A 14,090-nucleotide genomic window follows, 5' to 3' on the forward strand; every position below is an offset into this window, starting at 1 on the left:
GGGTTTCCCACATGATCAGAATAAGCAGCAACAGGATGACAATAAAATAATATAAGGTCATCATCTTTCTTTGAATTGCGCAATCATATAATAGGCGTAGGCTTCTTTAACCTCTTTTGCCAGAGTGCGTCCAATAGGAAACTGCTCTTGATTGTGCATGAATACAGAAGTAGCGGTGAACTTGTGGACATGTTCCAGATTAACAATAACGGAACGATGAATAAGCATAAACGGGCGGTTTAGCTTGCCTATATATTCAGAAAGTGTGCCTGAAATGATGTAATGCTGCGTCGAGGTAATGATCTTTAGCCGGTTTTTGGCCAAGGAATGTTTGATTTTAACAATCGCAATAATGTCGGACTTTTTGATAACCACATGTCCATCTTCAGTTTTAATCAATAAGAACCGGTTTACAGAAGAAACGATATAGTTGCACAGCTTGCTCATCTTTGCCTCGAATAACTCATAGGCCACAGGTTTAATCAGATAATGGAAGGCTTGCACATCAAAGCTGTCCATTACATACTGCGGATAGTTGGTCAAGAATATGATTTGGACATCTCGATCCGGAAGCGCCCTGATTTTTTTGGCAACCTCGATTCCATTTAATCCTTTCAGCTCAACATCCAATAAGAGAATATGAAAAGGATAACTCATCTGTTCATGGTAAGAGTGAAGCAATTCCTCGCCACTACAAAAATATTGAGTCTCAAAGGAGTAAGCTGTTCTTTTCGTAAATCTTGGGAGATATTCCTTTAGTAGAATGAGTTCCTTTTTCTCGTCATCGCATACAGCCATGTGGAACAAAGCCATTCCTCCCGCTTTTATATTTGTGATTTTTTTAAGATCAGAACCTGACATGAAACGTCATTCAGCCTCGTTTTCCAGCCATTAGCTACCAAAATACCCCAAATATTCATTTATATGATATATTGATAGCGCTATCAATGTCAAACCCAAGCTGAATAGTAGAAGAGGATACATGTTATGAATGATAAGGATACCCTTAAAAAACTTATCAGATTATTCAAACCGCATAAAAAGAATTTATGCATTATTCTTCTGTTATTAATATTTTCAACTTTAGTTAGTTCGGTCTTGCCGATGTTCAACAAAATCATTATTGACGACGGTTTTATGAAATCAGACGTCAAAACCATCATCATAACGGCAATATTCATCTTTTTGTTGTCCACGTTCAGCAGCTTTTTAGATTTACTCAAAGAAAAACAAAGGATAAGAATATCTTCACACATCATCTACACCTTGCATAAAGATGCTTTTAACCGGCTCATGAAAGTGAAAGTGAAATTTTTCACCGATAAAAATTGCAGTGAACTATTAAATCGTGTTAGCTCAGATATATCGAATATCTCGCAAATTACGGATGGCAGCATGCTTTTTATTGTGAGTCAGTGCTTTAGTTTGGCGGGAGGACTAATTGGACTTTTTGTCATAAGCTGGGAACTTACAATTCTTGTGCTTATTTTAATACCTGTTGAATATTTGATTTTGAAATCGTTTGCTAAAAAAAGAAAGTCACTTACAGAACATTACATCACGAAGGATGGTGAATATTCGCATTGGTTTGAGGACAGCTTGAACGGCGTGAAGGAAACACGGCTTTTTAATTTATTCTTTTTCAAAGAAAAAGAATTTGCGGACAAGCAGAATCAGGTAATAACCTCCCAGATGGGCATTAGCTTGTTGGATAACTGGCGTATTACTGTGGAGAGATTTCTAATCGGTGGACTGGTTCTTCTTATATATGCTTCCGGATCAACAATGGTATTTGAATCAAAGCTTTCGGTAGGAAGCATATTTGCTTTCATTACCTATAGCGCGTATGTGACCACTCCTATCTCATCGATGTTAAATATCGGCTACCTGATATCGGGAATAATTCCTTCTGCTCAAAGGTATTATTTGTTGCTGCAGGAAGAAATAGAAACCTGTGATTTAGAGGCTGGCAACGTCAATGTGAAGCTGGTCAACCCGTTTGGTAGCATTCAGTTTAAAAATGTGAGTTTTTCCTATAATGCTGAACGGGTCTTGTCGGATGTGAACTTCACGATTGGCAGCCATGAGAAGGTGGCGATTGTAGGAATGAATGGGTCGGGTAAGTCGACAATCCTAAGTTTAATATTAAGATTTTACGAACCGCTTGCAGGACAAATACTATTGGATGGAATGGATATTAGGGATATTAATTTGAATGAATATCGGGAATTGATTTCGACTGTAAGTCAAGAGGTGTATCTATTTGACACAACAATCGAAAATAACATAAAACTGTACAGTGAAATCGGGAATCAGCAGTATAGACAAGCTATTGAGGTTACCCAATTAGCAGAGACGAATACAAACCTGTTTGACGATTATGTCGTAGGCCCCAACGGCAACAGACTTTCCGGAGGGCAAAAACAAAAAATCGCCATAGCCAGAGCATTAGTGAAAAACAGACCCTTGGTGATTTTTGATGAAGCGACCTCCAGCCTTGATCTTCACTCCGAACAAGCCATAAACCATCTATTAGATACAGCACTCCAGAACAATACAGTAATTATAGTCACCCACAGGCCAGACATTCTACAGCACGTGGACAAGGTGATCTTTTTAGAGCAAGGGCAGGTGACCGGTTTTGGACTTCATGAGGAGTTGTCTAACACAAATGAGAGGTACCGGCTCATCACACAACAGCATCAATTCGTTGAATAGCTTGACCCTTCAAGTGATTTAAATATCAAATATTGATATTTAGATAAATCTGATGCGAAAGGAGGAACAGGCATATGAAACAACTTGTAAAAAGAACAAATGCAAATTATGAAACTCTGGAGGCGTACGCAGCTTGCAGTGCATGCCCTTGCTATGCATGTACATGTAATTCCAGCGGATCAAACAAAACAGCCATGAAACAAGTAACCTATACTGGAAATTCCATGCAGATGACAGCGATTGGAATCGGGTAAACGCAATCTTAAGTATAACTAAGAGCAGGATGGCTTAATGGCTTTATAAAAAGGCTGTCCTGCTTCACTTTTAGAGTGGGGGGAGTTCAGGTGCCAATATTTCATTTGTTTGAAACGGTAACGGGGAAATATATGTTCGATGCCAACGCAAATACATTTCTCAAATTAAAGGGAAGATCCTATGAAGCCTTGTTGAGCTATAGAGCTTCAAACTTTGAACATGTAGAACCGGAAATTCAAACCTTAATGGATTCCGGTTTTTTGGCGGAGAAACAGGATTTTGAGATGATTCATCCCATGAGCGACTCCTTGCAGCACAATTTAACCAGAAATGTTGGCTCGATCACTCTGCAAGTCACGCAAAACTGCAATTTGAGATGTAGCTATTGCGCCTATTCCGGGAGTTATTTACACAGAGTACATACCAATAAGAGAATGAAAAAAGAGGTCGCATTAAAAGCAATTAAGTTTCTAATTGAGCACTCTGTAGACTCTCCACGCATTAATATTGGATTTTATGGCGGAGAGCCATTACTGGAAATGGACTTGATAAAAGCTTGTGTTGCCTATGCCAGAGAACAAAGTGCAGGCAAAGAACTAACGTTTAACCTCACTACAAATGCAACCCTGATTACTGATGAAACCTTGGAGTTCTTATCTTCTAATGATTTTAATTTAACCATCAGCTTGGACGGGGATGAAGTCGCACATGATAGAAACCGCGTTTTTGCGGTAAATCATAAAGGCACCTTCCAGACTATTATGAAAAATATTGAAACTATCAAAAACCAAACCCCGGACTATGTGAATAAAGTGATGTTCAATGCGGTCATTGATCCGAATTCGGATTTCAGCTGTTCCACAAACTTCTTTTCAGACTATGAGACCGTAAAAGACTTTGCTGTTATGGCAAGTGATATAGCAAGCAGCTATAAAAAGAGCGAGTCCTCTATCAATGACAGCTTTATCAAGATGTATAATTACGAAGTTTTCAAATTATTCCTCTATAAGTTTGATAGGCTTAAGAAAAAAGAGGTATCGAAGCTGGTGATGGAAAGTTTCGATCAAATCCAGGAGAATGTTCACAACAGGCTAAGAATCTCCTTTTATGATGTGAAAAAAGATCACCACTCCGGACCGTGTGTTCCAGGAGTACAACGATTATTCGTCAACGCAGACGGCGCTTTATACCCATGTGAAAGAGTTAGTGAAGCATCAAGTGTAATGAGAATTGGGCATATCGATACAGGTTTTGAATTGGATAATATCCGGAACATATTAAATATTGGAGCTATAACGGAGAAAGAATGCAAGCAATGCTGGGCATTTAGATATTGTACTTCTTGTGCAATGGCCGCGGATGATATCAGTGAGTTTTCTGCTGCCAAAAAATTAAGCATTTGCAACAGGGTTAAAGAAAACACTGAGAATTTGTTTAAGGATTATTGTGTTCTAAGAGAGCTGGGCTACGACTTTGACAAAGAAAAAGTGTAATGGGGGGACAATGGTGAAAAAAAGAGCAGTTGTTTATCCATATCATGCGGAATTCGGTCCGGTGGTCAGATTCTCCAATTTATTGGACAACTATGAACTTGTTTCTTTGATGGCACCCTTGGGCTTTGGATTGAATGGAAAAGATGCGGCGTACAGCTATTGTGGTGAGGATGTAGGGATAGAAGTTAAAGATTCTTTTTCGGATGATGAATTTGATGTGTTAATAATTTGTGAGTTTGAATGCAGTTTTGAAAAAGTTGTGTTCCCGGCAATTGTCAGTGCTGCAGGGCTGGGAAAAGACATTGTTCTGTTGAACAGATGTCCGGATCATGAAGTGGAAATGGTAAAGACGATATGTCTGGAAAACAATGTGAAGCTCACATGTTTTTTTGGAATTGACATTGACAGAACTAAAGTAGAACTTGTTGAGAAAATACTGCTCGATATCAATGTGCCGATCATCTGTGTAGCGAGTCTGATGGAAAAATCCAATAAATTTGATGTTCAGCTCAGTCTAAGGAACTATTTCTTGAATGAAGGCTACAAAGTAAGCCAGATTGGGACAAAATCTTATTGTGAGATTATGGGATTCCATTCCTTTCCCGAATTTATGTTTAATCATCAGGAAGATGAAATGGATAAAATATTTCTTTTTAATCATTTCTGTAAACATATTGAATTGAGCGAGCAACCTGATGTTATGATCATCGGAATTCCAGGCGGGACCATGGTATATAATAATCTGTTTACTAATAGATTTGGCATTACTGCATTCGAGGCGGCTAGCGCGATTCATCCGGATGTCGGCATTATGAACCTGACCTATGATGAATTTAATGGAGAGTTCCTGGATAAAATCTGTGTGTCTACAAAGCATAAATTAGGTTTTGATATTGACTGTTTTAATATGTCCAATCATAAATTCGATACGGGCCGAAGCAAACAGGATAAAGAATTGAGGTTTTTTACGGTTGATTCTAAGCTGGTCGATGAAAAAAAGGCACAAATATCGCTGGAATCCAAAGTACCTTTCTTTAATTCGTTAAATGGGACAGACACTTTGAAATTAGCAGAATTCTGTGAAGCTCTTTTATTGCATGAAAACATGCAAATCGTATAAAGGAAGGGTGATATTTATGGACCTGGACCAAGTGCGTGAACAGATGAACGAAATATTATTCGGCGTAATGGGAATGGACAAGAACAAGCTTAACGAAAACTACTTTTATGAGGATTTATTGGGCGGGACGATGCAGTTTTCTCCACGGGATTTGTTGGTTCTTTTTGTTCATATTGAGGAAACCCTAAAAATACAAATTCCGGAAACCGATATATTAAATGGATGCTTCCACAGCTTAGACCGAATATATCATACGGTTTGCCGCATTATACAGGAAAAAAGAATAAAGGAGTTGGTTTAATTTGTTGAATGTAGCTTCACTCAATAGCCTGAATCGTTTGGAGGCAACAAGGGTAAGCCAGAAAAATCAGAATTCGGGGGTTTCTTTTCAAGAGGCGTTATCGACAACGAATTCGGAAGAAGTTTTGACGGGATTGGAGAAAAAATTTGGCATTAAGATCAATGTGCAAGCCATACCCAAGACCGAAGAAGCCGTAAAGCGTGTGTACTCCTATGGTGTTGGTAAAGGAAATGTTGCAATTGCTCCCAATATATTAAATCAGTCGGCAACAGATCCGCAAATGTATAAAAAGGTAGAAGCGATCATACAGGACCATTTTGCATCCAGCGCTAATGATAAACCGGGTGATGCCAGCGGGGTAATTATACATCCGGATGGAACAGCTACGTTTTGGGTTATTGGTGATTATTTGACACCTGCCGAGCGGGAAAAAATTCAAAAAGAAGTAGAGGCAGACCAAAAAAAGAAGGCGGAGCAGATGGATATGTTGAGTAAGTTAAGCAGCAGCACGCTCCTCTCACAATTCGGGTCAATTACAGAGGCCTCAAGTAGCGGTGAAGAAGCAAATAGCCTGTATATAAATAGTGTGCATCAAGCCAGTCTGGATTCAAGGCTGCGGAAAAAGGATTTGTTTAATTTAAATGATTAATACCTTCTTGGATCATGTCTACCGCCTGGGTCAAAGTGTTTGTGACCAATAAGGCGGTTTTATTTTTGCCGTATGGCAAAAGGAGACGATGAACATCAAAGCTAAAGTGAAAATTGCCGTGATTGATGACGGAGTCAATGAATATTTACTTGGTGAATCTGTTGTTCAGCAGTTGATCTTCAATGATGATTTTACGACAGAAACTTATACAATAGATAGTCCTGAAAGAATAACCCACGGCACTGTCTGTGCAGGCATAATAAAGCTCTATTATCCTGATATTCAAATATATAGCTTGAAGATATTGTCAGATACCTTAAGCGGAAACATTCAGAAGCTGTACAGCGCACTAGAATGGTGCGTCCAAAATCGTATCCAGGTTGCAAATGTCAGCTTGGGAAGCCATTCCTCAGCAGACTTATCCGCAACACAAAAAGTCATAAATAAGGTTGCCGGTCAAGGCCTGGTTATTGTAAGTGCTGCAAGTAATCATGGATATATTACGTATCCTGCCTCCTTTTCAAACGTTATAGGTGTTAAGAGAGAAGAGAGCAACACTTTGCGCGAAAGTGGGTTTTATGTTAATGATAATATCATCGACGGTATAGAATTTACGGCTTTTGCAAAACACAAATGGAATGGAAAAGTGTGCAGCAACTCAAGCAGTTTCGCTGCGCCCATGATCGCAGCCAAAGTATGCCAGCTTATTGGAGAATTCCGCCTAACTGATCTGCAGCAAATAAAAATCGGATTGCTGAAGATGGCAACTAATTATATGGACGACAAACAATGGGGATTTTACTATGCTGATCCAGATTGGATGAGTAACGTATTAATTTGCCACGTGAATAAAAAATGTAGAATAGATTATTCGCATCTGAGCGTTAACATGCACGATGAAATTGTCGTTCCTGCTGATTCGGCTTCAGAGGCTCTTGATACAGCTCTATCGGCTTATGCTGATAATATTGACACGCTCGTTGTGATCGGTAGAGATTTTTGTCCCGGTGATTATTTTGAATTACATAGAGTTGTTTCGAAATACAATAAAAATGTAGTGTTTATTGACAATTACCAAGGAAAAGATATGAATAGGATAGTTAACAAACCGTGTACTAACATTAAGTTATGGCATAGTTTATTTAAGCTGCACAACATATGTACCCTTAACAGCAGCCCCATGCTAATCGAGGAGCCTATGGTGTCCATTTACTTCCCTGCTGACACTGGTTTTGAAGTTGTTTTATGGTTAAAAGCGCAATTCAAAAATAAAAACTATAACAGTTATTTCGCAACGAATCACCCCCTCGGAGTTTTATACGGTATAGACGTTGTTCCTGAAACAAACACAACGAATATGTATTCTTATTTTTCCTTGATTCTGAACAAGAAATTCTACGATATCGCTATATATGTCTTATTTGGCTATGAAGGTCCGGAGAAGATGGCAACGGATATAGAAATAGATATTGAACGAATAAACGATTGCTTTGAAGCAACTTATTCTGCAGATGGCTCCTTTAAGGATCGTATTATCCATATCAAACAGATTGATGAAAGCTTTATAGGCAGCTTATATGATTCAATAGTTCGTTTATTGTCTTGACCCTGTGCTCCAGATCATTCCGTAACCCGATCTTCATTCTGCTAATCCCCCCATTAATTGTCACCTATAAATCTACAAAAAACTGTCAATGGCAGACGTTTTCGGCTATTATAATTTATAAACATCGAATATTTTGTCGAATTGACTCTAGATTATAACGAATATTTTGTCGATAAATATCAAAAGTTGTAGAAAATTAAATTGACAGGAAAGAAATAGCACTTTAAAATGCAATTATAGCGTGATCATTCCTACTATTTAGAAGCTATGATAGCTTTTAACACAAATGATTAAATAAAGTGTTTATTTCAAGGGAGGATGCATAATGATGAAAGCAACAGGTATTGTAAGAAAAGTAGATGAACTGGGACGTATCGTGATTCCGATTGAGCTTCGCAGAACAATGGGAATTGACATAAAAGACCCACTGGAGATCTTCGTTGATGGTGAAAAAATCATTCTCAGAAAATATGAGCCTACCTGCATCTTCTCTGGAAGTGCGGAAAACCTGATTAACTTCAAAGGTAAAATGGTAAGCAAAGATGTTCTTGATGAATTGATTTCGAGCTTTGACCATATCTAATTTCTTAACCTAACCTCACAGATTCCAATGACAGCGGGGGACCGGTGGCAGACACGTTGCAGTGTCCGTCACCGGTCCCTTTTGTTAATCTCGACTCATAGACAATACACGCTGCTTTCCTATATCATAAAGGAATGTAACTTAGAGCTGCATGTGCAGAGCAGAGATCACTCGCAGAACAATTTGGAAGGGATGAGTAACCTGATGCTAAAGAAACCGGAAGCAATTGTATTTGATATGGATGGAACATTGTTCCAGACAGAAAGCCTGTTATTGCCTGCTTACCATAAAATGTTTGACATCCTGCGGGAAGAAGGGCTTCATACCGGGCCGACTCCGCCCGAGGAACTTATTCTGGGCAGTCTTGGCATGCTGCTGGAGCAAATTTGGAAGAATGTCATGCCGGATGCCGATGAAGCTGTACACCGCCGGGCGGATGAGCTGCTGCTGCAGATGGAGGTTGAGGGATTGGAAGCAGGCGGCACCCAGCTCTATCCGATGGTTAAGGAGACCCTTACCGCACTTCATGAACGTGGAGTCAAGCTGTTCGTGGCCAGCAACGGGTTGGAGGATTACATCCACAGCATCGTTGTTGTGCATGAGCTGAAGGATTTGTTCGAGGGCTTGTACAGTGCTGGTGGACAAGGTACTGCGACCAAAACCGAGCTGCTGCGTATTCTGCTGGACAATCACGGGATCAGCAGCGCGTGGATGGTTGGGGACCGTTCCTCCGATGTGGAGGCCGGCAAAGGAAACGGACAGACCGTAATCGGCTGTGCCTATGCAGGCTTCGGACGTCAGGATGAGTTGAAGGGCTCAGACGTTATTATTACTTCTTTCGATGAATTAATCGGATTGTACGACCGGGCCGAGTAACGGATAGAAGCGGGATGCGCCAATCCTGGTACACCTGCAGTTCAAGCCTGCCTACAAACACCCCTTGCTTCGCGGTGCTGCGGACAAGGGGGGTTATTTTTATGCTCCGGAAAATAATAAGTTCTTCGGCGGTTTGCCGGACAAAACGTCTGGAAAAATAGGTTGATAACCTATCTATTTTGTGATTTAATGCAGTAGTACTGTTAAATCTTTTGGATCGGACCGGAACGCACTAACCTGCGTTTTTTTACTGTCCCGTACCCTTCGGGTGCAGCATGAATATATTAATTGGTACTGAGGTGAATCTGTTTGGTTAGATTGTCTGTGGTCGTACCGATTTATAATGAAGAAGGCAATATCCGGGAGCTTCACAAGAGCATAACGGATGCGGTGCAAGACAAGGTGGACAGCTATGAAATTGTGCTAGTCGACGATGGCAGCAAGGACCGGACCGCCTTGATTCTGGATGAGGTTGCACGGTCTGACAAGTCGGTGAAGGTCATTCATTTCGAGAAACATTGCGGTCAGACGGCTGCTGTCTGGGCGGGCATAAGGCAGTCCAGGGGAGAGCTGGTCGCGCTCATGGATGCCGATCTGCAAAGCGACCCGCGCGATATATTCAGGCTGATGCCCTTTATCGGCAGAGTGGATTTTGTAAACGGCAAACGGGAGAACCGGAAGGATACTTTTTTGAAAAGGATATCCTCATGGATCGGCAGCGGAGTAAGAAATTGGCTTACGGGCGAAAGGATCCAGGATTCGGTATCTCCCTTAAAACTTATGAGACGGGAAGTGGCGGACAGCTTCTTTTTATACAATGGCATGCACCGTTTTTTGCCTACACTGGCCAAAATGAACGGATTTACAGTCATCGAGGTTACAGTAACGCATCAGGAGCGAAAACACGGACATTCCAAATATGGTGTGCTGAGTCCGGCAATTACAGGGTTCGTAGACGCTGCTGTCATCGGTTGGCTAAAAAAAAGGGTCATCCGGTACCGCATCAGATCTATCCCTAATCTGGATTAACGAGAAGCTTTCTGAAATCGGGAGGGGGTGCGGCGGCTGGCCAAGTTTTTAAGGAAAGGGATAGAGTCATTATGAACAAATTCGATATTAAAAATAAATTATACAAGCCTATTGTATTATTTAGCTTAGTTTTGCTTATAAAGAGTGCAGTAGCCTGGTTTGTTGTCTTTAACGACGGTCCCAACTGGAGCATGGTGTTAACGGAAATCCCCTTTTTCATCATTGTGTTCAGTCTGATTGAATGGCTGGCCTCGAAGCGGAAGATATTGTACTACATGATCGCCAATCTGCTGATTACGGTTATTTATTTTTCCGTTCTGATGTATTACAAATATTACGGGGTGATCGCTACATATCATGCTTTGCAGCAAGCAGATAAAGTCACTAAGGTAGGAGAAAGCACGTATTCTCTGATCGCCCCCTATTACCTGTTTATCTTTGTGGATATTATTTTCTTCCTCTTCTTTATGTTCCGTCCCAAATATATTGCCAAATGGAAGGAACGAGGTTTGAAGCGCATGAACCGGGCAGTTCTGCTGGTCATCACGGCCGTTTCCATCGGACTCTGCTTCTTTAGCATCTGGCCAAATCATGCGAGCATGAATGAGATAAAAAAAGCGGAGAGTATGGGGATTCTCAATTACGAGCTGTATACCCTATTTGCGGATACCACTGAGGACGAGGCGCTTATTGACAGCAAGGAGATTACCCAGCAGGCGGTCAATGAGCTGAAAGGAATCCAGGAGCCGGCAGCACCGCAATTTTATGGGGCTGATAAAGGCAAAAACCTTATTGTGGTGCAAATGGAGTCGTTCCAGAGCTTCCTGCTCGGACTAACCATTGACGGCCAGGAGATCACTCCAAATCTAAATAAGCTGGTACAAGAAAATACGTATTTCAATAATTTTTATACGAATGCGGGCCAAGGGACAACTTCGGATGCGGAATTTGTGGTGAACACCTCTTTCTACGTTCCCAAGAATGAGCCGGCTACCTCTTCGGCGTATATGGAGAAATCTGTGCCGAGTTTGCCGAAGCTGCTAGCCTCGAATGGCTATGACACGGCAACATTCCACACCAATAGTGTGGATTTCTGGAACCGCAAGGAGTTATACAAAGCGCTAGGCTTCGACACCTATTATGACCAGTCCTTTTTTGGCGACGATGACCATATTGCCTTTGGCGCATCGGATGAAGTGCTGTTTGCCAAAACAGTGCCGCAGCTCTCCCGGATGGATTCCGGGGAAAAGCCGTTTTATGCGATGGTGATTTCGATGACCGCCCATCATCCATACCATATGCCGGAAGATAAATATAAGATAGAGTTGCCGGAGCGCTTTGAGGGAACGCTGCTGGGCAATTATATTCGTGCCCAGAATTATGCGGATTATGCGATGGGGCAATTTCTTGAGAAACTGAAGACAAGCGGCCTGTGGGATGACAGCCTTGTCGTCTTCTATGGCGATCACCAGGGACTGCCGATGTACACGCTTGGCAGTGATGAGAAGGAATTAATCAATGGACTGGTCGGCCATGAATATGGCTACACCGATATGTTCAACATTCCGTTCATCGTCCATTCGCCAGGTGCTAAACTGCCTGCGGTAATGGATCACACAGGCGGCCAGGTCGACATCTTGCCGACGGTGGCCAATCTGCTGGGAGTATCGGTTCAGAATCAGCTGCATTTTGGTGAAGATCTGTTTAATCAGCAGACCAACCTGCTGCCGGTCAGACATTTCCTGCCGACAGGCTCCTTCATTAATGACAAGAGCATTTATGTAACAGGGGATGCCTACGGGGACGGTACCAACTACAGCCAGCTGGATAACTCCAGTCTTGAGGGCGGATCTACAGAAGCGCAATTTGATGCTGTACAACGTCTGCTGCATCTGTCCAACAGCTATATTTTGCAGCTGCCGGACCTGGAACAATAACCAAAAGCACAAAGTATAGGTTTCCAACCTACGCTTTGTGCTTTTTTTGTAAACTCTAGTCGACATCCGGCTGATTCTGTATTTGTTCAAAATAGGCATGTACCCTGTTCAGGAGTTCAATTAAAGTTTCACTTTGCTCCTGGCCCAAATAATCAACCATGCCTTTAAACATCTCACGGATCTTGGCGACGGCTTTATCTGCGAGCAGCTCGCCTTTTTCCGTCAAGACAATGCTGCTGATTCTCCGGTCCTGTGAGTCGCTGGTGCGCACAACAAAACCTTGTGCTAGCAGGCTGTTCACCATCTGTGTAATCGTAGGGGAAGTTACCTTAAGCAGCTTGCTGATCTCGGAGACTGTCAGCACCTGCTTGTCTGCTTTTGTATTGCGGAGTCTGATCGTGATCAGCACCCGTATTTCACTGGGCTTTAGCCCAAACATCGTTAGCTTCTGCCAATTCATCTTGGAGAATTGCTGAAAAGCCCCCAATAATTCATCCACATGTTCATACCTGTCTTCTTTCACTAATACACCTCATAAGCTTATTTACCTATTATTATAGCCCAAGCCGGGGATAAACTAAATGATTTGCGTATGGCGGTAAAAGAAATGTGTGTGATCTATCTCATTCCCGGTGATGTGAAGATTTGTCTGAATATTATAGCTCCTTCAGGAGATAACATAAGGGAAGGAAGGAGGCGAAACACATGCCAAAACAACAATTAGGTGTGCATGAAACGATGGAATTGCACGAGTTGCTTACATTTAAAACTAACTGTCTGACCAAAAGTCAAACCATGCTGCCGATGGTAACGGATAACAATCTAAAAGGAATTCTCCAAGAAGATATCCAGGCAGGTATAGAGGATATTCAACAAATCCGTAATTTGCTTGTATAATAAAGGAGGCATAAGATGAACCCGATTGTTGAAAATCTAACTGGAATGAATGTAATGACGGATCAGGTAATTGCTACAGATTTGCTGCTTGCATGTAAAAGCGGTTTGAAAAACTATGCTGGCGCTATCTCTGAGTCAGCGAGCCCAGAAGTTAGAAATACACTGAGCACTCAATTTTCCAAAGCAGTCACCTTGCATGAGCATGTGTTTAATTATATGAGAGATAACGGGTACTATAATGCCTACGATCCCGCTCAGCAGCTGCAAATGGATATTCAGAATGCAGACAAGGCATTGTCTCTGCCAAATGTTCGATAATATTTGGCCATCTATAGTAGAGAGAACACCGTCAAGAGATCTTGGCGGTGTTTTTGTCCAGGAAAGCTATAGGCTGTTGTATGATAAAAGGTGTGGAAAATATTACAATTTGCCCAGAGGTATAAAACGTGATATATTATTAATCCGGCCAGTTAGTTGGCTGCTTGATCTTTGAAAACTGAACAACGAGTGAGTATGGAAATCATGCAAGTGAAATCCAAAACTGATGAGTTTCACAGCGTATTTATACGCTTTAGAAATTTCATCGTGAGAATGTAAATTCTCGTCAGATGTTTCAAATTGAGCAA

General features: G+C 41.4%; 16 protein-coding genes. 13 read left to right on the forward strand and 3 right to left on the reverse strand.

The window, feature by feature from the left end; translation table 11 throughout:
- Positions 1–60: 60 nt before the first annotated feature.
- Complete coding sequence (locus tag AC3WT9_RS31925) at positions 61–798, reverse strand: LytR/AlgR family response regulator transcription factor (protein WP_492408720.1); 738 nt, start codon at positions 796–798, stop codon at positions 61–63.
- A gap of 189 nt (positions 799–987) precedes the next feature.
- Between AC3WT9_RS31925 and AC3WT9_RS31930 the strand changes: the two genes are divergently transcribed.
- The 11 genes from AC3WT9_RS31930 to AC3WT9_RS31980 all read left to right on the forward strand — a co-directional run bounded on the left by AC3WT9_RS31930 (position 988) and on the right by AC3WT9_RS31980 (position 12,567).
- On the forward strand, positions 988–2,718 hold the full coding sequence (locus tag AC3WT9_RS31930) for an ABC transporter ATP-binding protein (RefSeq protein ID WP_341091401.1): 1,731 nt from the start codon (positions 988–990) through the stop codon (positions 2,716–2,718).
- A 74-nt stretch (positions 2,719–2,792) separates the two neighbouring features.
- Complete coding sequence (locus AC3WT9_RS31935) at positions 2,793–2,972, forward strand: CLI_3235 family bacteriocin precursor (RefSeq protein WP_342481444.1); 180 nt, start codon at positions 2,793–2,795, stop codon at positions 2,970–2,972.
- 90 nt (positions 2,973–3,062) lie between these two features.
- Entirely contained in the window at positions 3,063–4,466 is a 1,404-nt protein-coding gene (gene ccpM, locus AC3WT9_RS31940; RefSeq protein ID WP_341091402.1) for a Cys-rich peptide radical SAM maturase CcpM, read from the forward strand.
- Between the two features lie 10 nt (positions 4,467–4,476).
- The gene (locus AC3WT9_RS31945) at positions 4,477–5,586 is read left to right on the forward strand and encodes a TIGR04066 family peptide maturation system protein (RefSeq protein ID WP_492408708.1); all 1,110 of its coding nucleotides are present in this window, start codon (positions 4,477–4,479) and stop codon (positions 5,584–5,586) included.
- A gap of 16 nt (positions 5,587–5,602) precedes the next feature.
- A complete protein-coding gene (locus AC3WT9_RS31950) occupies positions 5,603–5,887 on the forward strand; it encodes a peptide maturation system acyl carrier-related protein (protein ID WP_341091405.1) in 285 nt (94 codons plus the stop codon).
- A gap of 1 nt (position 5,888) precedes the next feature.
- Positions 5,889–6,536 carry a DUF6033 family protein gene (locus AC3WT9_RS31955; protein ID WP_492408710.1) on the forward strand — a complete coding sequence of 216 codons (648 nt, stop codon included), beginning with the start codon at positions 5,889–5,891 and terminating at the stop codon, positions 6,534–6,536.
- An 88-nt stretch (positions 6,537–6,624) separates the two neighbouring features.
- Positions 6,625–8,142, forward strand: a complete 1,518-nt coding sequence (locus AC3WT9_RS31960; RefSeq protein WP_492408712.1) for a S8 family serine peptidase — start codon at positions 6,625–6,627, stop codon at positions 8,140–8,142.
- A 325-nt stretch (positions 8,143–8,467) separates the two neighbouring features.
- Positions 8,468–8,725, forward strand: a complete 258-nt coding sequence (locus tag AC3WT9_RS31965; protein ID WP_038588784.1) for an AbrB/MazE/SpoVT family DNA-binding domain-containing protein — start codon at positions 8,468–8,470, stop codon at positions 8,723–8,725.
- Positions 8,726–8,929: 204 nt separating this feature from the next.
- Positions 8,930–9,601, forward strand: coding sequence for an HAD family hydrolase (locus AC3WT9_RS31970; RefSeq protein ID WP_445744959.1), 672 nt, complete (start codon positions 8,930–8,932; stop codon positions 9,599–9,601).
- A 309-nt stretch (positions 9,602–9,910) separates the two neighbouring features.
- The gene (locus AC3WT9_RS31975; protein WP_341377887.1) at positions 9,911–10,630 is read left to right on the forward strand and encodes a glycosyltransferase family 2 protein; all 720 of its coding nucleotides are present in this window, start codon (positions 9,911–9,913) and stop codon (positions 10,628–10,630) included.
- 71 nt (positions 10,631–10,701) lie between these two features.
- On the forward strand, positions 10,702–12,567 hold the full coding sequence (locus tag AC3WT9_RS31980) for an LTA synthase family protein (RefSeq protein WP_341377889.1): 1,866 nt from the start codon (positions 10,702–10,704) through the stop codon (positions 12,565–12,567).
- Between the two features lie 55 nt (positions 12,568–12,622).
- Here the strand turns inward: AC3WT9_RS31980 and AC3WT9_RS31985 are convergent, their stop codons facing one another.
- Positions 12,623–13,090, reverse strand: a complete 468-nt coding sequence (locus AC3WT9_RS31985; protein WP_341091411.1) for a MarR family winged helix-turn-helix transcriptional regulator — start codon at positions 13,088–13,090, stop codon at positions 12,623–12,625.
- 182 nt (positions 13,091–13,272) lie between these two features.
- On the opposite strand from AC3WT9_RS31985, the gene AC3WT9_RS31990 reads away from it, so the two are divergent.
- Positions 13,273–13,464 carry a hypothetical protein gene (locus AC3WT9_RS31990; protein WP_341091412.1) on the forward strand — a complete coding sequence of 64 codons (192 nt, stop codon included), beginning with the start codon at positions 13,273–13,275 and terminating at the stop codon, positions 13,462–13,464.
- A 15-nt stretch (positions 13,465–13,479) separates the two neighbouring features.
- The gene (locus tag AC3WT9_RS31995; protein ID WP_341091413.1) at positions 13,480–13,782 is read left to right on the forward strand and encodes a spore coat protein; all 303 of its coding nucleotides are present in this window, start codon (positions 13,480–13,482) and stop codon (positions 13,780–13,782) included.
- 102 nt (positions 13,783–13,884) lie between these two features.
- Here the strand turns inward: AC3WT9_RS31995 and AC3WT9_RS32000 are convergent.
- On the reverse strand, positions 13,885–14,090 hold a 206-nt coding region (locus AC3WT9_RS32000; protein WP_492408717.1), incomplete at its 5' end, for a hypothetical protein.

This window comes from Paenibacillus sp. EB106-06-01-XG199 (assembly GCF_058791575.1).

Excerpts from the sequence above, each read along its gene's own strand:
- AC3WT9_RS31925 (WP_492408720.1), bottom strand. The coding sequence starts at position 798 with ATGGCTGTATGCGATGACGAGAAAAAGGAACTCATTCTACTAAAGGAA.
- AC3WT9_RS31930 (WP_341091401.1), top strand. The coding sequence starts at position 988 with ATGAATGATAAGGATACCCTTAAAAAACTTATCAGATTATTCAAACCG.
- AC3WT9_RS31935 (WP_342481444.1), top strand. The coding sequence starts at position 2,793 with ATGAAACAACTTGTAAAAAGAACAAATGCAAATTATGAAACTCTGGAG.
- AC3WT9_RS31945 (WP_492408708.1), top strand. The coding sequence starts at position 4,477 with ATGGTGAAAAAAAGAGCAGTTGTTTATCCATATCATGCGGAATTCGGT.
- AC3WT9_RS31950 (WP_341091405.1), top strand. The coding sequence starts at position 5,603 with ATGGACCTGGACCAAGTGCGTGAACAGATGAACGAAATATTATTCGGC.
- AC3WT9_RS31960 (WP_492408712.1), top strand. The coding sequence starts at position 6,625 with ATGAACATCAAAGCTAAAGTGAAAATTGCCGTGATTGATGACGGAGTC.
- AC3WT9_RS31965 (WP_038588784.1), top strand. The coding sequence starts at position 8,468 with ATGATGAAAGCAACAGGTATTGTAAGAAAAGTAGATGAACTGGGACGT.
- AC3WT9_RS31970 (WP_445744959.1), top strand. The coding sequence starts at position 8,930 with ATGCTAAAGAAACCGGAAGCAATTGTATTTGATATGGATGGAACATTG.
- AC3WT9_RS31980 (WP_341377889.1), top strand. The coding sequence starts at position 10,702 with ATGAACAAATTCGATATTAAAAATAAATTATACAAGCCTATTGTATTA.
- AC3WT9_RS31990 (WP_341091412.1), top strand. The coding sequence starts at position 13,273 with ATGCCAAAACAACAATTAGGTGTGCATGAAACGATGGAATTGCACGAG.
- AC3WT9_RS31995 (WP_341091413.1), top strand. The coding sequence starts at position 13,480 with ATGAACCCGATTGTTGAAAATCTAACTGGAATGAATGTAATGACGGAT.